We start from the raw sequence: 15,691 nt of genomic DNA, 5'->3' as shown, positions 1-15,691 counted from the left end.
GGACACCATGGTTCGCCTACTTTTCTGGATCGCCCTGATCGCCGCCGCGTTCTGGCTGTGGCGCAAGTTCAAAACCAGTCAGCAATCACCTGCCGAACCACGCCTGCAGGACCCGCTGCAGATGGTGCGCTGCGCCCATTGCGGCGTGCACCTGCCCAATGACCGGGCGTTGCAGCTGGGCAAGGAGTGGTATTGCAGCCAGCAGCATCTGGAGCAGGGGCCGGGGCAACAGCGCTGAGTTGCGTTGTGAGAGCGGGCTTGCCCCGCTCCCACGCCCGATCGTCATCACTGTTGTGTCTCAGCCCAGACGCCCTTCAGGCGCATACGGCGCCGGATCAATGATCGGCCCACGCCCCAGCAACAGGTCGCTGAACAGCTGGCAAGACGCCGGCGCCAGCACCAGCCCATTGCGGTAATGGCCGCAATTCAGCCACAACCCCTCATGCCCCGGCACCGCGCCAATGTAAGGGATGCCTTCCGGCGACCCAGGGCGCAGGCCCGCCCAGTGCCCCACCACCTCGGCATCCGCCAGCGCCGGCAGCAGTTCCACCGCCGAAGCCTTCAGACTCTCAAGCGCATCACCGGTCGGGGTCTTGTCGTAGCCGGCATGCTCCAGGGTGCTGCCGACCAGGATATGCCCGTCGCGGCGCGGGATCGCGTAGCGACCCTTGGCCAGGACCATGCTCGGCAGGAAGTCCTCGGCGCACTTGAACAGGATCATCTGCCCTTTCACCGGCTCCACCGGCAGGCTCAGGCCCAATGTCTGCAGCAGATCGCCGCTCCAGGCACCGGCACTGAGCACCACCTCATCGGCGGCCAGCACGCCCTGCTCGGTACGCACCCCGGCGACACGCCCGCCTTCATGGACGAAACCGCTGATCTGGCAATGCTCGCGCAGGGTCACGTTGGGCAGCGCCAGCAGCGCGGCCTTGAGCGACTTCACCAGGCGCGGGTTGCGTACGTTGGCCACGCCCGCCATGTAGATGGCATGGCGGTAGCCTGGCCCGAGCACCGGCACCGCGTCGTAGGCAGCCGAGATATCCACGGCGCTGAGCGGCCGCTGCTCACGGGCCGCCCAGGCCAGGGCCTCGGCTTCGTCGTCCAGGTCCAGCCAGTACAACCCGGTGGTGTGCACCTCTGGGTCGATGCCGGTGCTGGCGAACAGACGCTCGCCCAGCTGTGGATAGAAATCCTGCGACCAATGCGCCAGCGCCGTTACCGCCGGGCTATAGCGCCAGGGGTACAACGGCGAGACGATGCCGCCACCGGCCCAGGACGACTCACGCCCTACCTCGCCCTGGTCGCACACCACCACCCGGTCGACATCCGCCGCCAGGTTCAACGCCGTCAGCAGGCCGATGACGCCACCGCCGACAATCACTACTTGCTTGCTCATCGTTCGATCCAACACCTGAAGTAATTCCACGGTGCGCGGGCACCTTTTGATCTTCAGCTTCCCCAGCACGCCTGCTCGTCTGCGCTGCCGCCCGGATTGTCACGCACGCCAGCGTGATCGAGGCGAAAGTCGCCACAGAGGTCGTCGGCCATGAACGTCTCCGTCACACGGCGCGCAAGCAGTGTGAAAGCGTCTTCGTCGCGCTGTACCTGCAGGCGGTAGTAGCGGCTGCCAGCCGGCAATACCGTGACAAGCTGCTCGCTGTCGGCATAGCCGCCGACGTACGCGCGATGCTGTTCCAGGCGCAACGCCGCGTCCTGCAGCAGCCCGACCACCTCGCTGCGCGCGGCACGGCGTAGCTGGTCGCTGTAACTGGGGTAGGCAATGGCTGCCAGCATGCCGATCAGCGCCACGACAATCAATAATTCGATCAGACCAAGACCCCGCTGCATGTCAGCCCTCCTCCAGGCGCTGACGCCAGCTGATGCGCCCGATATTGCCCTGCCCGTCCACGGCATACACCGCTTCGAGGAATTGCCGGCCGCGCACCAGGCGGCTCAGCGCCGTGATCCGCACGAGGTCGACCCGCTCGTCCGGCGGCAGGCCGACGGCACGGCGTGTCTGCCCCAGGTGCTGGAGCAGGACATAGCCACTGTCGGTGGTTCGCCACGGCGCGGCAGGCGATGCGGTCGGCAGGTCAGGCGGCAGGCAGTCAAGGCACAGCGCAGGCAAGCCGCCTTGCAGCAACGCGGCCCCTTCCACCAGGCTGGCTTCGGCCTGTTCGAAAGCCTGCGCCCTGCGCCATTGTTCGCCGACCTGCCGCGCCTGCAGCAAGGCTTCGCGCATGCCCAGCGCGGTCAGCAGGCCAAGCAGCAGGCTGAGGCTCAGGGCCAGCAACAGCACCACGCCACGCTGGCGGCTCATGCGTCATCCCCAGGATTGCGCACGGCCACGCTCAGGGCATGGCGCTGCTCCAGCCGATGTTCGCGGTCCTGCATGAGCAACTCGATATCGACGCGACCGTCGCCCTGGCGCACCCGCAGGGCCCGGACATTGTCGACCAGGCTGGCGTGCTGGGCGTTGCTGGTGAACAACAGGCTGCCATTGCGCACGCGGTAGGTAACCCGGCGCACCGGCAAGGCCAGCAGGGCATCGCCAGGCACATGCTGGCCACGCAGGACCTGCGCCCAACTGCGACAGTCGGTGAGCACGGTCCAGTCCGGCGCGCCGAGCAATCCCGGCAGCTCGGCGCCTACCAGCGTGAGGCTGTCAGCGTTGGCCTCGATCGGCCTGGCGAACGCCAGTGCAGCCTGCGGATCGGCGAAGTCCGCCGCTTCCAGGCGCAGGCAGCCGAACATGCCTGCCATGCGGATGTCCTCGGCCAGGCGCTGCAGGACCAGGCGCGCATCGTCCTGCAGCCTCGCCGCCGCGCCTTGCAGCCGCCAGGCCTGATAGGCCCGGCCGAACAAATGGCTCGCCGCCACCAGTAACAACGCCCCCAGGGCCACGGCCAGTAACACCTCTACCAGCCCGGCGCCTGCTTGCCGGCGTTTCATGGCAGCACCCTGCCCTGCAACTGCAAGGCCGGGCGCCCCTCAGCCTGGGCCGGCCAGCTCACCTGCAGCTCCAGCATGCCGGCGTGGCGCCTGATTCGCCCTTGCGCCGAGGTGCCGAGCACTTGGGTGACCCGTGAGCGCCAGGCATTTTCCTCCCCCGCTTCGAGCGTGCCGCTGGCCCTCACCCGCTCGAGCATGCCCCGGGCCAGCTGCAACGCCTGACCGTCACGCCGGGCGCTCTCGGCCGCCTGCATGCCGCGCACCTGCAAGGCCGCTGCGGCGAACACCCCAAGCGCCAACACCGTCATCGCCAGCAGCACCTCCAGCAACGTCATCCCGCGTTCCTTCGCCCACATCGTCACCCTCCTGGGATCTTTCCTCGCCGTCTACCCGAACCGGCTGACTGGCGCCTCGCGCGGCCAGGCCGGAAGCTACAGCGAAGCACTTCCAGGGAGGAATGCACGGTGAGGCAACAAGGCGTAACACTGCTACAAATGATGTGCGCACTGACGATTGGCAGCCTGCTGACACACCTGGGGATAACGGCCTACGCCAAGCTCGACGAAACCCTGCAACTGGCCGCCGCAGCCCGGGAGCTGGCGCAGGCACTGCGCGCTGCGCGCAACCAGGCCGCGCTGCATCAGCTGGCGCTGACAGTTCATCCTTTGGAAGGTGACTGGGGCAAGGGCTGGCTTGTGTCGCGGGAGCACGACGGCCAGCTGTTGCGCGAACATCGCCTGGCCAGGCCGGTGAAGGTGGTGGCCAGTTCCACGCGGGAGGTACGCTTCAGCAAGCGTGGCGCACCGATAGGGGAAGGCTTTGTCGGCATCACGCTGGACATCTGCCAGCGCAGCGGGCCTGGCAGTCAGCATCAGGTGGTGCTGAGCCCCAGTGGCCGGGTCAGCCTACGCAGCGACGAAGGCCGCCGCTGTGCAGGTGACTGAGTCAGATCAGCGAGCGAACCCGCAGTTCCTTGGGCATCGAGAAGGTGATGTTCTCTTCGCGGCCATCGAGCTCTTCGGCACCGGTGGCGCCCCAGGCCTTGAGCTGCTCGATCACGCCTCGCACCAACACCTCGGGCGCCGAGGCACCGGCGGTGATACCGATGCGCTCGGCACCGTCGAACCAGCTGCGTTGCAGGTCCTCGGCACCGTCGATCAGGTAGGCCGGCGTGCTCATGCGCTCGGCCAACTCGCGCAGGCGGTTGGAGTTGGAGCTGTTGGGGCTGCCGACCACCAGTACCACGTCACACTCGTCGGCCAGTTGCTTGACGGCGTCCTGGCGGTTTTGCGTGGCGTAGCAGATGTCGTCCTTGCGCGGGCCGCCGATGTTAGGGAAGCGCGCGCGCAGGGCGTCGATCACCCGGCTGGTGTCGTCCATCGACAGGGTGGTCTGGGTGACGAAGGCCAGGTGGTCAGGGTCGTTCACCTGCAACTGGGCAACATCGTCCTCGTCTTCGACAAGGTAGATAGCGCCGCCGTTGCTGGCGTCGTACTGGCCCATGGTGCCTTCGACTTCCGGGTGCCCTTCGTGGCCGATGAGAATGGTCTCACGGCCATCACGGCTGTACTTGGCCACCTCGATATGCACCTTGGTCACCAGCGGGCAGGTGGCGTCGAACACTTTCAGGCCACGGCCGGCGGCTTCCTGGCGCACGGCCTGGGAGACACCATGGGCGCTGAAAATGACGATGACGTCGTCCGGCACCTGGTCCAGCTCTTCGACGAACACCGCGCCACGGTTGCGCAGGTCTTCGACCACGAACTTGTTGTGCACCACTTCGTGGCGCACGTAGATCGGCGGGCCGAAGACTTCCAGGGCGCGGTTGACGATCTCGATCGCCCGGTCGACCCCGGCGCAGAAACCGCGCGGGTTGGCGAGTTTGATTTGCATGCTCGGCTCCAGGCTCACACAGCCTTCACGTCGAGGATCTGCACCTCGAAGTTCAGGGTCTTGCCAGCCAGTGGATGGTTGAAATCGATGGTCACCTGGTTGTCGTCGAACGCTTTGACCACACCCGGCAGCTCGGTGTTGGCGGCATCGTTGAAGATCACCAGCAGCCCTTCGGAAAGCTCCATGCCTTCGAACTGCGAGCGCGGCATCACCTGCACGTTCTGCGGGTTGTGCTGGCCGAAGGCGTTCTCCGGGGCGATGCTCAGCTTGCGCTGGTCACCGGCCTTGAAGCCGAACAGGGCGTTCTCGAAACCCGGCAACAGGTTGCCGTCGCCGACCTTGAACGTGGCCGGGGCCTTGTCAAAGGTGCTGTCGACGGTGTCGCCGTTTTCCAGGTGCAGCGCGAAGTGCAGGGTGACTTCGGTGTTCTGGCCGATACGGGTCTCAGTCATGGACGGCTTCCTCGGACTTCTTGCTCTTGAACATATCCAGCGCCAGCATCACCGCGCCCACGGTAATGGCGCTGTCGGCCAGGTTGAAGGCCGGGAAGTAATGGCGGTTCTGCCAGTGCACCAGGATGAAGTCGACCACATGGCCAAGCACCACGCGGTCGTACAGGTTGCCCAATGCACCGCCCAGCACCAGCGCCAGGGCCACGGCCAGCCAGGTCTCGTTGCGCCCCAGGCGCTTGAGCCAAACCACCAGCACGGCGCTGACCACCACGGCGATCAGCGCGAACAGCCAGCGCTGCCAGCCGGAGCTGTCGGCCAGGAAGCTGAACGCCGCGCCGGTGTTATAGGCCAGGGTCCAGCTGAAGTAGTCGGGGATGACCACGATCTGCTGGTACAGGCTCAGCGCGCCCTCGAAGTAGACCTTGGTGGCCTGGTCGAGGACCAGCACCACCAGGCTCAGCCAGAGCCAGGCAAGGCGCCCGAAGCGCCCCGCGGAAGCGTTAGGCATAGTGGCGCACCTCACCGGAACCGCTCAGGTTGTCGACGCAACGGGCGCAGATTTCCGGATGCTCCGGGTGGCTGCCCACATCGGCGCGGAAGTGCCAGCAACGACCGCACTTGGCATGGCCGGACTTGACCACTTTCAGCTTGAGGCCTTCGACTTCGGTTGTCACGGCATCGGCCGGCGCCTGGACGAACGACACCACGCTGGCCGCCGAGGTGATCAGGACGAAGCGCAGCTCGTCGCCGAGCTTGTTCAGGTCGGCAGTCAGGCCCTCTTCGGCGAACAGGGTGACCTCGGCCTGCAGGTTGCCGCCGATGACCTTGGCGGTACGCTGGTTCTCCAGCTCCTTGTTGACCGCGGCCTTGACTGCCATCACGCGGTCCCAGTAGGCGCGGTCCAGCTCGGCGTCGGCCGGCAGCTCCGTCAGGCCCTGGTACCAGGTGTTAAGCATCACCGACTCGTTGCGCTCGCCCGGCAGGTACTGCCAGATCTCGTCGGCGGTGAACGCCAGGATCGGCGCGATCCAGCGCACCAGCGCCTCGCTGATGTGGTACAGCGCGGTCTGGCAGGAGCGGCGGGCGACACTGTTGGCGCCGGTGGTGTACTGGCGGTCCTTGATGATGTCGAGGTAGAAGCCACCGAGCTCCTGCACGCAGAAGTTGTGGATCTTCGAGTAGACGTTCCAGAACCGGTACTCGCCGTAGTGCTCTTCCAGCTCGCGCTGCAGCAGCAGGGTGCGGTCGACCGCCCAACGGTCCAGGGCCAGCATGTCCTCGGCCGGCAGCAGGTCGCGGGCCGGGTCGAAGCCGGACAGGTTGGAGAGCAGGAAGCGCGCGGTGTTGCGGATGCGGCGGTAGGCGTCGGCGCTGCGCTGCAGGATCTGCTCGGAAACGGCCATCTCACCGGAGTAGTCGGTGGCGGACACCCACAGGCGCAGGATGTCGGCACCCAGGGTGTTGTTGACCTTTTCCGGCTCGATGGTGTTGCCCAGCGACTTGGACATCTTGCGGCCGTTCTCGTCCACGGTGAAGCCGTGGGTCAGCAGCTCGCGGTATGGCGCGTGGTTGTCGATGGCGCAGCCGGTCAGCAAGGAAGAGTGGAACCAGCCGCGGTGCTGGTCGGAGCCTTCCAGGTACAGGTCCGCGCGCGGGCCGGTGGCGTGACCGATATCGTGGGAGCCGCGCAGCACGTGCCAGTGGGTGGTACCGGAGTCGAACCAGACATCGAGGGTGTCAGTGATCTTGTCGTACTGGCCGGCCTCGTCACCGAGCAGCTCGGCGGCATCCAGCTTGAACCAGGCCTCGATGCCTTGCTGTTCGACGCGCTTGGCCACTTCCTCCATCAGCTCGACGGTACGCGGGTGCAGCTCACCGGTCTGCTTGTCCAGGAAGAACGGGATCGGCACGCCCCAGTTGCGCTGACGCGAGATGCACCAGTCCGGGCGGTTGGCGATCATCGAGTGCAGGCGCGCCTGGCCCCAGGCCGGAACGAACTTGGTCTCTTCGATGGCCTTGAGCGAGCGCTCGCGCAGGTTGTCGCCGCTGGTGGGCTGCTTGTCCATGCCGACGAACCACTGCGCGGTGGCGCGGTAGATCAGCGGGGTCTTGTGGCGCCAGCAGTGCATGTAGCTGTGGCTGATGGTCTCGGTGTGCATCAGCGCGCCGACTTCGCTGAGCTTGTCGACGATGGCCGGGTTGGCCTTCCAGATGAACTGGCCGCCGAAGAACGGCAGCGACTCGACGTACACGCCGTTGCTCTGCACCGGGGTGAGGATGTCGTCGTTGACCATGCCGTAGCGCTTGCAGGTGAGGAAGTCGTCTTCACCGTAGGCGGGCGAGGAATGCACCACGCCGGTACCGGCGCCCAGCTCGACGTATTCGGCCAGGTAGATCGGCGACAGGCGATCATAGAACGGGTGACGGAAGTTGATCAGCTCGAGGGCCGAACCCGGGGCGGTGGCGATGACCGAACCTTCCAGCGCATAGCGCTTCAGGCACGACTCGACCAGCTCCTCGGCCAGCACCAGCAGGCGCTCGCCGGTATCGACCAGGGCGTAGGTGAAGTCCGGGTGGATGTTCAGCGCCTGGTTGGCCGGGATGGTCCACGGGGTGGTGGTCCAGATCACGATGGCGGCGGGCTTGGCCAGCGCAGCCAGGCCGAAGGCAGCGGCCAGCTTGGCCTCGTCGGCGACCGGGAAGGCGACGTCGATGGTCTGGGATTTCTTGTCGGCGTACTCGACTTCGGCTTCGGCCAGGGCCGAACCGCAATCGAAGCACCAGTTAACCGGCTTCAGGCCCTTGAACACGAAGCCTTGCTTGACCATCTCGGCCAGGGCGCGGATCTCGCCGGCCTCGTTGGCGAAGTTCATGGTCTTGTACGGGTTGTCCCAGTCACCCAGCACACCCAGGCGGATGAACTCGGTCTTCTGCCCCTCGATCTGCTCGGCGGCGTACTCGCGGCACAGCTCGCGGGTGCGGTCGGCGGTCAGGTGCTTGCCGTGGGTGACCTCGACCTTGTGCTCGATCGGCAGGCCGTGGCAGTCCCAGCCCGGTACGTACGGGGCGTCGAAGCCCGACAGGGTCTTCGAACGGACAATCATGTCCTTGAGAATCTTGTTCAGCGCATGACCGATATGGATCTTGCCGTTGGCATAGGGCGGGCCGTCGTGCAAGACGAACTTCGGACGATCCTTGCCAATTTCGCGCAGCTTCTGGTACAGGCCAATGCTGTCCCAGCGCTGCAGGATCTGCGGTTCGCGCTGAGGCAGGCCGGCCTTCATGGGGAAGGCGGTGTCCGGAAGGTTAAGCGTGGCTTTGTAGTCGGTCATTTCAGGCTCTTCGTTAGCGGTTGAGCGTGCCAGTGGGCACGTGCGGCGGCGATGTCCGCGTCGATCGCCGACTTCAGCGCCTCCAGGGAGGCGAAACGCTGCTCTTCACGCAGCTTGTGGTGGAATTCCACCGTCAGGCGCCGGCCATAGAGGTCACCGGCGTAGTCCAGGAGATGAATCTCCAGGTGAGGACGCCCGTCACCGGCGACGGTGGGGCGTACTCCGATATTGCCGACACCCGGCCACTGCTGGCCGTCGATCTCGATGCTGGCCAGGTAGACCCCGGACAGCGGCACGCGACGGCGCTTGAGCTGGATGTTGGCGGTAGGTGTGCCGAGCTGGCGGGCCAGCTTCTGGCCATGCAGCACGCGGCCGGTAATGCGGTACGGGCGGCCCAGCAGGTGTTCGGCCAGCTCGAAGTTGCCCTCGGCCAGGGCCTTGCGCACTTCGGTGCTGCTGACCCGCAGGCCATCCTGGATGACGGTGTTGGCCGCCTCGACACTGAAGCCATGGCGTTTGCCGGCTTCGGTGAGGAAGGCGAAATCACCGGCGCGGTCGCAGCCGAAGCGGAAGTCGTCGCCCACTTCGAGGTGGCGCACGCCCAGGCCATCGACCAGCACCGCCTTGACGAACTGTTCGGCACTGAGTTGGCTCAGGCGCTGGTTGAACGACAGGCACAGCACCCGGTCGATGCCCTCGCCGGCCAGCAGCTCGACCTTGTCGCGCAGGCGCGCCAGGCGGGCCGGAGCGGTATCCGGGGCGAAATATTCGCGAGGCTGTGGCTCGAAGATCACCACGCAGGTGGGCAGGCCGAGTTCCTGGCCACGTTCGCGCAGGCGTGCGAGGATCGCCTGGTGGCCGCGGTGGACCCCGTCGAAGTTGCCAATGGTGGCGACACAGCCCCGGTGCTCGGGGCGCAGGTTGTGAAGACCTCGAACCAGCTGCATAACGCGCTTCTTGCTCATAAAGTGGCCGATTATAACCACACCCGGGCGCTGGTGACAGGCAGCAGCGCCACCCTGGAGTGTGGAATGCGAAAAACCGACGCCTGACCCTTTTCGCGCCTCAGTGCAACGCCTTGCGGGCGAAGTGCCGTGGGCGGAAACCACACAGGTACAGGCAACCGAAATAGGTCACCACGCCGGCGATGATCAGGGCACCCAGGCGCACGAAGCGCTCGAGCATGTTGCCCTGCTCCCAGGCCGGCATGTAGTGCATACCCAGCAACAGCACACCTGACATCAACGCCACCGCCAGCACCAGCTTGAGCAGGAACATCGTCCAACCCGGTTGCGGCTGGAACAGTTGCTGGCTGCGCAGCTTCCAGTACAGCAGGCCGGCGTTCAGGCAAGCGCCCAGGCTGATCGCCAGGGCCAGCCCGGCATGGGCCAGCGGGCCGACCAGGGCCAGGTTGAGCAACTGCGTGCACACCAGGGTGAACACTGCGATCTTCACCGGCGTGCGGATATTCTGCTGCGCATAGAAGCCAGGTGCCAGCACCTTGACCAGGATGATCGCCATCAGCCCCACCGAATACGCGACCAGCGCGCGCTGGGTCATCGCCGCGTCGAAGGCGCTGAACTTGCCGTACTGGAACAGCGCCACGGTCAGCGGCTCGGCGAGGATACCCAGGGCCAGGGTGCAGGGCAGCACCAGCAGGAAGCACAGGCGCAGGCCCCAGTCTAGGATCCGCGAATACTCCTCACGGTCCTGGTTGGCGTAGGTCTTGGCCAGGGTTGGCAGCAGGATGGTGCCCAGGGCCACGCCGAGCACGCCGGAGGGCAGCTCCATGAGGCGGTCGGCGTAGTACATCCACGATACCGAGCCGGCCACCAGGAAGGAGGCGAAGATAGTGTTGATGATCAGCGAGATCTGGCTCACCGATACCCCGAGGATCGCCGGCAGCATCTGCTTGAGCACGCGCCACACGCCGGTGTCGCGCAGGTTCAGGCGCGGCAGCACGAGCATGCCGATCTTCTTCAACGCTGGCAGCTGGTACAGCAGTTGCGCCAGGCCACCGGCCAGCACGCCCCAGGCCAGAGCCATGATCGGCGGGTCGAAGTAGGGCGTGAGCAGCACGGCGAAGGCAATCATCGCCACGTTGAGCAGCGTGGGGGTGAACGCCGGCACGCTGAAGCGATTCCAGGTGTTGAGGATCGCGCCGACCAGCGACGACAGCGAGATCAGCAATATATAAGGAAAGGTCACCCGCAACAGCGAAGTGGTCAGCTCGTACTTCTCCGCGCTGTCGACGAAGCCCGGTGCCGTGGCCCAGACCACCCAGGGCGCGGCGAGGATGCCGATGGCGGTGACCAGCGCCAGGATCAGGGTCAGCAGGCCACTGACGTAGGCGACGAAGGTACGGGTGGCCTCCTCGCCCTGCTGGGTCTTGTACTCGGCGAGGATCGGCACGAAGGCCTGGGAGAACGCGCCTTCGGCGAAGATCCGCCGTAGCAGGTTGGGCAGCTTGAAGGCGATGAAAAAGGCGTCGGTGGCGATGCCGGCACCGAACACCCGCGCCAGGATGGTATCGCGCACGAAACCAAGCACCCGGGAAATCATGGTGATGGAGCTGACCGCGGCCAGGGATTTGAGCAGGTTCATCGAAAAGTTTCACGCCAGGGGCAGAGGACGCTGCAGACAGCGTCCGAATGTGCGATACTCCCGCGCCTTCGCAGGGGAGCCAAAAATTCCCGAGTTTACAGGTCGTGCGACAGAAAGGAATATTTCCCTCCTGTTGGCTCACCACTCGGCGGAACCTTGCAGGTGGCCTTGACATCCGATCGACTCATCGGCATGATTCGCGGCCTATTTTGTTTGCTATTTACCTAAAGTCTTTCGAGGAGCTCGACGGTGGCCAACTCACCTTCCGCCAAGAAACGTGCAAAACAGGCTGAGAAGCGTCGCAGCCACAACGCCAGCCTGCGTTCCATGGTCCGTACCTACATCAAGAATGTAGTCAAGGCCATCGACGCAAAAGACGCCGAAAAAGCGCAAGCCGCTTACGTTCTGGCTGTACCTGTAATCGACCGTATGGCCGACAAGGGTATCATCCACAAGAACAAAGCTGCTCGCCACAAAGGCCGTCTGAATGGCCACATCAAGGCACTGAAAGAAGCTGCAGCTGCCTAAGCGACGTTCTTGTCGAAAAAACCGACCCTAGGGTCGGTTTTTTTATGCCTGTGATTCGAGCCTGACAGCAGTTCCTGGCTTTGTATTGCGGGCATCCACCCGCATTGGGGCCAGCACAAGTAACGTGGGAGCGGCGCTGCGCCGCCCCCACAATCACTATGTCACTTGCCGATCTGGATCTTCGGCGCCCACTGCATCCACTCATCCTCCGGCTTGTCGAACAGCGCGAAGGTCTGTTGCGGGCGCGCCGGGTTGCCCATCTGCTCACCATCGGGCGTGGCGAATGCAATCCCACCCTCGATCAAGGTCTCCACCGACTCGGTACGCACCGTGGCGCCCTTGAACAGACCCCAGTCGAAGCCGAACCCGCTGCTGTTCCAGAAGCGGCTACCGCCGCGCACCAGCCCGGCGTAGCGAGGCTCGATAAGGATGTGGATAAGTACCCGGTCGGCGGTCTGGCCCAGCTCGAAGCCGGTGACCTTGCCCACTGCGATCTCCCGGTAGGTGACCGGCACGCCCGGCTTGATCGAGCCACGACGCGCCGCGCTCAAGGTCAGCGGCAGGCCGACCTCCTCGCCTTTCACCTCGGGGGCATCGCTCAGGGCGATGAAGTCTCGCTGCGGCCCCTTATCCTTGAGCGCCGGCAGCACCTCCAGGTACTGACCGCCGATCAGCGTGTCGAGGTTCTGGGTACGCACCAACCCCAAGGCAGGCTTGACCACCCAGAACTGCGTACCGGTACGGGCGATACGCTCGGCCGCCTGGGTAATCCGCGCACGGAGCAGGACCGCCTGCAGGTCGCCAGTCAGGTCGACGCTCTCGACGCTGCCCACGTCCAGCCCGCGGAAGCGGATCGGCGTGCCCGACTTCAGGCCATCGGCGCGGTCCACGCGAATGGTGATCAGGGTACCGGCCCGGTTGGCCGCGTCCTGGCTTTCATGCAGGCGGAAACGCGGGATGCGACGCTTGAGCGGCACATCCGGCTTCGGCGTGTCGAAGGCGATACCACCGGCCATGAGCGTCTGCAGCGACTCGCTCTTGACCTGGATACCCGACAGGCCACCGGTCAGAGTGATGCCACTGGCATTCCAGAAGCGCGTGGAACCGTTGACCAGGTTGGCGTATTCCTTCTCGATGTGCACGCCGATCAGGATGCGCTTGCTGTTGCGGGCGAACTGGTAGCTCTGCACGCTGCCCACGCGCACCTGGCGGTACATCACCGGACTGCCCACTTCCAGCGAGCCCAGGGTGTCGGCGAACAACACCATGTGCAGGCCGGGCGCCTTCAGGTCCAGTGGTGGCGCCTTCGGGCGCGCCTCGAACTCGCGCAGGGGCTTGGCACCCGGCTCGCCCGGGCGCACCGCAATGTAATTACCCTTCACCAATGCCTCGAGGCCGGTGATACCGGCAAGCGAGATCGACGGCTTGACCACCCAGAACTGCGTGCCTTCGACCAGGTAGTCCTCGGCCAGTGGGTCCAGGGTCAGCTCGGCCGTTGCGCTGGTAAGGTCACCTTCGACCTTGAGATCCTTGAGCGTGCCCACCTGGATGCCCTTGTACAGCACCGGCGTACGGCCCTTCTGCAAGCCTTCGAAGTCACTGAGCTTGACCTTGACGCGGATGCCGGCCTGGGCCGCGTCGAAGTCCTCGTACAAGCGGAACGGCAGGCTCGGATCGGTGGGCGGGCTGTCCTTGCGGTTCTCCGGCGTTGCAAAGGCGATGCCCCCGGCCACGATGCTCGACAGCGATTCAGTGCGCACCTTCACGCCGGACAGGTCGGCATCGATGCTGACCCCGCTGGCGTTCCAGAAACGGGTGTGCTTGCGCACCAGGCTGGCGTAGGCTGGCGCGATGAACACCTTGATCTCCACCGTGCCCTGATCCTCGGACAGGCGATAGCTCTTCACCCGGCCGACCTGGATCTGCTTGTAGAAGATCGGGCTGTCGCGGTTGAGCGAGCCCAGTCGTTCGGCCTTGAGCGTCAGGTGCAAGCCAGGCTCGGCATCGGACAGTGGCGGTGCTTCCTTGAGCGCGGTAAAGCGCTTGGTCGGCTCACCTTCCCCGGGATCGACGGCGATGTAGTTACCCGAAACCAGCGTTTCCAGGCCCGAGATACCTGCCAGGCTGACGCTCGGCTTGACCAGCCAGAAGCGCGTGCCCTTGGTCAGGTGCGGGCCTGCTTCCTTGCGCATCTCGATGGTGGCGACGACGCCACGGTTGTCCCCTTTGTCATCCAGCACCAGGGCGACCACCTTGCCCACCGACATGCCTTTGTAGATGACCTCGGTCTTGTTCGCGACGATGCCCTCGCCACTCTCGAAGCGCACCTGTATCTCGATGCCGGCATCCTTGTAGGCTTGCCAAGCCAGCCAGCCACCGATCGCCAAGGCAATCAGCGGCAGGATCCAGATGGCCGACCAGTTCGAAGCTGGGCGGGTTTTAGCCGTAGGCAAGTCACTCATGGTCGTCATCCGACTCCGTGTTGTCCCAGATCAGTCGGGGATCGAAAGTTAAAGCGGCGAGCATCGTCAGGATCACCACGGAGGCGAAGGCGACGGCGCCCAGGTTGGCTTCGACACTGGCGATGCGGCCGAAATTCACCACGGCCACAAGAATGGCGATGACGAAGATGTCCAGCATCGACCAGCGGCCGATGAACTCGATGAAGCGGTACATCAGGATGCGCTGCCGCGCCGACAGCGGCTGGTGACGTTGCACCGAATAGAGCAGCAGGGCGATACCCACCAGCTTGAAGGTGGGCACCAGGATGCTGGCGATGAACACCACTGCGGCGATCGGCAACATGCCGTGCTTCATCAGGGTGATGACGCCAGACATGATGGTGTCCGGGCTGCCCTGCCCCAAGGCGCTGACGGTCATGATCGGCAGCACGTTGGCCGGGATATAGAGGATCATCGACGTGATCAGCAGCGCCCAGGTGCGCACGATGCTGTTGGGCCGCCGAGCGTGCACCACCGCCCCGCAGCGGGTGCAGGTCTGCGAGGTGCTGCCAGGCTCATGGCGGTTCAGCTCATGGCATTCATTGCAGACCAGGATGCCTGCATCAATCGCCCGCATGGACGTCCTCCCCCGACAAGGCCACCCAGATCTGGTGCGGCGACATGACCACCTCGAGCCAGACCTGCACCAGCAGCAGGCTGATGAAGCAGAACAGGCCCAGGCCGATGCTCAGCTCGGCCAGGTCGACCAGCTTGACGATGGCCACCAGCACGCCCATGAAGTAGACCTCGAGCATCCCCCACTCACGCAGGTGGTGGTAGATACGATAGATCAGCAGGCCATAGCTGCGGCCGAAGTCGAGACGGATGCTCAGCAACACCGCCAGCTGGCACAGCAGCTTGAGCAGGGGAATGGCCATGCTGCACAGGAACACGACCACGGCGATGCCGCGCATCCCTGAATTGTACAGGCCGAGCACGCCGCTCCAGACCGTGTCGTCGGAAGTCTGGCCGAGCAGGTGCAACTGCATGATCGGCAGGAAGTTGGCCGGCACGTACAGCAGCAGGGCCGTCAGCACCAGGGCGAGGCTGCGGTTGACCAGGTTGTGGCGGTGGGCATACAGCTCGTAGCCACAACGTGGGCATTGCGCCTTTTCGTCAGTCTGCAGCGAGACTTTGCGCATCAGCAGGTCGCACTCGTGGCAGGCCACCAGTTCATCCAGCGGCAGCTGCGCGAGCGCTTCGGGTTCGACAGGGTTAGGCATAAAGGGGTTCTGAATGGATGCGTCGGCTCTATTCTAGTGTTCCGACTCGAATTGTGGGAGATGGCCAGTATGAGGAACTGTATCGGTGTTCGAGTCACATTTTCCGTGAGCACGGCACATGACCGGCAAGCCAGCCCTACAGCTTTTTCCAGGCACAAAGACAAAACCCCTACCTGCTCGCGCAGATAGGGGTTTTGCGAAATGAA

At 64.8% G+C, this 15,691-nt stretch carries 17 protein-coding genes; 3 read left to right on the top strand and 14 right to left on the bottom strand.

The window, feature by feature from the left end; all coding sequences use genetic code 11:
- Window positions 1–7: 7 nt before the first annotated feature.
- On the top strand, window positions 8–238 hold the full coding sequence (locus ACODS9_RS22400) for a PP0621 family protein (RefSeq protein WP_023632576.1): 231 nt from the start codon (window positions 8–10) through the stop codon (window positions 236–238).
- Window positions 239–298: 60 nt separating this feature from the next.
- Here ACODS9_RS22400 and thiO read toward each other — a convergent pair whose 3' ends face one another.
- The 5 genes from thiO to pilV are packed head-to-tail and all read right to left on the bottom strand — an operon-like array spanning window position 299 to window position 3,308.
- A complete protein-coding gene (thiO, locus tag ACODS9_RS22395) occupies window positions 299–1,396 on the bottom strand; it encodes a glycine oxidase ThiO (RefSeq protein ID WP_489094762.1) in 1,098 nt (365 codons plus the stop codon).
- Window positions 1,397–1,449: 53 nt separating this feature from the next.
- A complete protein-coding gene (locus tag ACODS9_RS22390; RefSeq protein WP_401104971.1) occupies window positions 1,450–1,848 on the bottom strand; it encodes a type IV pilin protein in 399 nt (132 codons plus the stop codon).
- A gap of 1 nt (window position 1,849) precedes the next feature.
- On the bottom strand, window positions 1,850–2,320 hold the full coding sequence (locus ACODS9_RS22385; protein WP_489094761.1) for a hypothetical protein: 471 nt from the start codon (window positions 2,318–2,320) through the stop codon (window positions 1,850–1,852).
- Window positions 2,317–2,952 carry a PilW family protein gene (locus tag ACODS9_RS22380; RefSeq protein ID WP_401104976.1) on the bottom strand — a complete coding sequence of 212 codons (636 nt, stop codon included), beginning with the start codon at window positions 2,950–2,952 and terminating at the stop codon, window positions 2,317–2,319. The genes ACODS9_RS22385 and ACODS9_RS22380 overlap by 4 nt, the downstream gene beginning before the upstream one ends.
- On the bottom strand, window positions 2,949–3,308 hold the full coding sequence (gene pilV / locus ACODS9_RS22375; protein WP_489094760.1) for a type IV pilus modification protein PilV: 360 nt from the start codon (window positions 3,306–3,308) through the stop codon (window positions 2,949–2,951). Before pilV ends, ACODS9_RS22380 begins: the two co-directional genes overlap by 4 nt.
- 138 nt (window positions 3,309–3,446) lie before the next feature.
- On the opposite strand from pilV, the gene ACODS9_RS22370 reads away from it, so the two are divergent.
- Complete coding sequence (locus ACODS9_RS22370; RefSeq protein WP_489094759.1) at window positions 3,447–3,896, top strand: GspH/FimT family protein; 450 nt, start codon at window positions 3,447–3,449, stop codon at window positions 3,894–3,896.
- 1 nt (window position 3,897) lies between these two features.
- Here ACODS9_RS22370 and ispH read toward each other — a convergent pair whose 3' ends face one another.
- The 6 genes from ispH to murJ all read right to left on the bottom strand — a co-directional run bounded on the left by ispH (window position 3,898) and on the right by murJ (window position 11,233).
- Window positions 3,898–4,845, bottom strand: a complete 948-nt coding sequence (ispH, locus tag ACODS9_RS22365; RefSeq protein WP_038706818.1) for a 4-hydroxy-3-methylbut-2-enyl diphosphate reductase — start codon at window positions 4,843–4,845, stop codon at window positions 3,898–3,900.
- Window positions 4,846–4,859: 14 nt separating this feature from the next.
- On the bottom strand, window positions 4,860–5,297 hold the full coding sequence (locus tag ACODS9_RS22360) for an FKBP-type peptidyl-prolyl cis-trans isomerase (RefSeq protein WP_023629753.1): 438 nt from the start codon (window positions 5,295–5,297) through the stop codon (window positions 4,860–4,862).
- Window positions 5,290–5,805, bottom strand: a complete 516-nt coding sequence (gene lspA, locus ACODS9_RS22355) for a signal peptidase II (RefSeq protein WP_023629752.1) — start codon at window positions 5,803–5,805, stop codon at window positions 5,290–5,292. Before lspA ends, ACODS9_RS22360 begins: the two co-directional genes overlap by 8 nt.
- Entirely contained in the window at window positions 5,798–8,629 is a 2,832-nt protein-coding gene (ileS, locus tag ACODS9_RS22350) for an isoleucine--tRNA ligase (protein ID WP_489094758.1), read from the bottom strand. The genes lspA and ileS overlap by 8 nt, the downstream gene beginning before the upstream one ends.
- Window positions 8,626–9,576 (bottom strand): bifunctional riboflavin kinase/FAD synthetase, encoded by a 951-nt coding sequence (gene ribF / locus ACODS9_RS22345; protein WP_367857922.1) that lies wholly within the window; start codon window positions 9,574–9,576, stop codon window positions 8,626–8,628. The genes ileS and ribF overlap by 4 nt, the downstream gene beginning before the upstream one ends.
- A gap of 118 nt (window positions 9,577–9,694) precedes the next feature.
- The gene (gene murJ / locus ACODS9_RS22340) at window positions 9,695–11,233 is read right to left on the bottom strand and encodes a murein biosynthesis integral membrane protein MurJ (RefSeq protein ID WP_489094757.1); all 1,539 of its coding nucleotides are present in this window, start codon (window positions 11,231–11,233) and stop codon (window positions 9,695–9,697) included.
- A 249-nt stretch (window positions 11,234–11,482) separates the two neighbouring features.
- Between murJ and rpsT the strand changes: the two genes are divergently transcribed.
- Window positions 11,483–11,761, top strand: coding sequence for a 30S ribosomal protein S20 (rpsT, locus tag ACODS9_RS22335; protein ID WP_023533220.1), 279 nt, complete (start codon window positions 11,483–11,485; stop codon window positions 11,759–11,761).
- Window positions 11,762–11,922: 161 nt separating this feature from the next.
- Here the strand turns inward: rpsT and ACODS9_RS22330 are convergent, their stop codons facing one another.
- Genes ACODS9_RS22330 through ACODS9_RS22320 form a run of 3 tightly spaced genes read right to left on the bottom strand, consistent with a single transcriptional unit; the run spans window position 11,923 to window position 15,485 of the window.
- Window positions 11,923–14,223, bottom strand: a complete 2,301-nt coding sequence (locus tag ACODS9_RS22330; RefSeq protein WP_489094756.1) for a PqiB family protein — start codon at window positions 14,221–14,223, stop codon at window positions 11,923–11,925.
- Window positions 14,216–14,839, bottom strand: a complete 624-nt coding sequence (locus tag ACODS9_RS22325; RefSeq protein ID WP_217867264.1) for a paraquat-inducible protein A — start codon at window positions 14,837–14,839, stop codon at window positions 14,216–14,218. The genes ACODS9_RS22330 and ACODS9_RS22325 overlap by 8 nt, the downstream gene beginning before the upstream one ends.
- On the bottom strand, window positions 14,826–15,485 hold the full coding sequence (locus tag ACODS9_RS22320) for a paraquat-inducible protein A (RefSeq protein ID WP_046854155.1): 660 nt from the start codon (window positions 15,483–15,485) through the stop codon (window positions 14,826–14,828). Before ACODS9_RS22320 ends, ACODS9_RS22325 begins: the two co-directional genes overlap by 14 nt.
- Window positions 15,486–15,691 lie beyond the last annotated feature (206 nt).

This window comes from Pseudomonas sp. FG36 (genome assembly GCF_057809275.1).
Note: the sequence above shows the minus strand (reverse complement) of the source record. Positions and strands in the feature narration are given on the sequence as shown.

Bases quoted from the DNA above. Each gene is read 5' to 3' on its own strand.
- ACODS9_RS22330 (WP_489094756.1), bottom strand. From the start codon at position 14,223: ATGAGTGACTTGCCTACGGCTAAAACCCGCCCAGCTTCGAACTGGTCG.
- ACODS9_RS22385 (WP_489094761.1), bottom strand. From the start codon at position 2,320: ATGAGCCGCCAGCGTGGCGTGGTGCTGTTGCTGGCCCTGAGCCTCAGC.
- thiO (WP_489094762.1), bottom strand. From the start codon at position 1,396: ATGAGCAAGCAAGTAGTGATTGTCGGCGGTGGCGTCATCGGCCTGCTG.
- ribF (WP_367857922.1), bottom strand. From the start codon at position 9,576: ATGCAGCTGGTTCGAGGTCTTCACAACCTGCGCCCCGAGCACCGGGGC.
- ACODS9_RS22380 (WP_401104976.1), bottom strand. From the start codon at position 2,952: ATGAAACGCCGGCAAGCAGGCGCCGGGCTGGTAGAGGTGTTACTGGCC.
- ACODS9_RS22390 (WP_401104971.1), bottom strand. From the start codon at position 1,848: ATGCAGCGGGGTCTTGGTCTGATCGAATTATTGATTGTCGTGGCGCTG.
- ACODS9_RS22325 (WP_217867264.1), bottom strand. From the start codon at position 14,839: ATGCGGGCGATTGATGCAGGCATCCTGGTCTGCAATGAATGCCATGAG.
- ACODS9_RS22360 (WP_023629753.1), bottom strand. From the start codon at position 5,297: ATGACTGAGACCCGTATCGGCCAGAACACCGAAGTCACCCTGCACTTC.
- ACODS9_RS22320 (WP_046854155.1), bottom strand. From the start codon at position 15,485: ATGCCTAACCCTGTCGAACCCGAAGCGCTCGCGCAGCTGCCGCTGGAT.
- murJ (WP_489094757.1), bottom strand. From the start codon at position 11,233: ATGAACCTGCTCAAATCCCTGGCCGCGGTCAGCTCCATCACCATGATT.
- pilV (WP_489094760.1), bottom strand. From the start codon at position 3,308: ATGTGGGCGAAGGAACGCGGGATGACGTTGCTGGAGGTGCTGCTGGCG.
- ileS (WP_489094758.1), bottom strand. From the start codon at position 8,629: ATGACCGACTACAAAGCCACGCTTAACCTTCCGGACACCGCCTTCCCC.
- ACODS9_RS22370 (WP_489094759.1), top strand. From the start codon at position 3,447: ATGATGTGCGCACTGACGATTGGCAGCCTGCTGACACACCTGGGGATA.
- ACODS9_RS22400 (WP_023632576.1), top strand. From the start codon at position 8: ATGGTTCGCCTACTTTTCTGGATCGCCCTGATCGCCGCCGCGTTCTGG.
- ispH (WP_038706818.1), bottom strand. From the start codon at position 4,845: ATGCAAATCAAACTCGCCAACCCGCGCGGTTTCTGCGCCGGGGTCGAC.
- lspA (WP_023629752.1), bottom strand. From the start codon at position 5,805: ATGCCTAACGCTTCCGCGGGGCGCTTCGGGCGCCTTGCCTGGCTCTGG.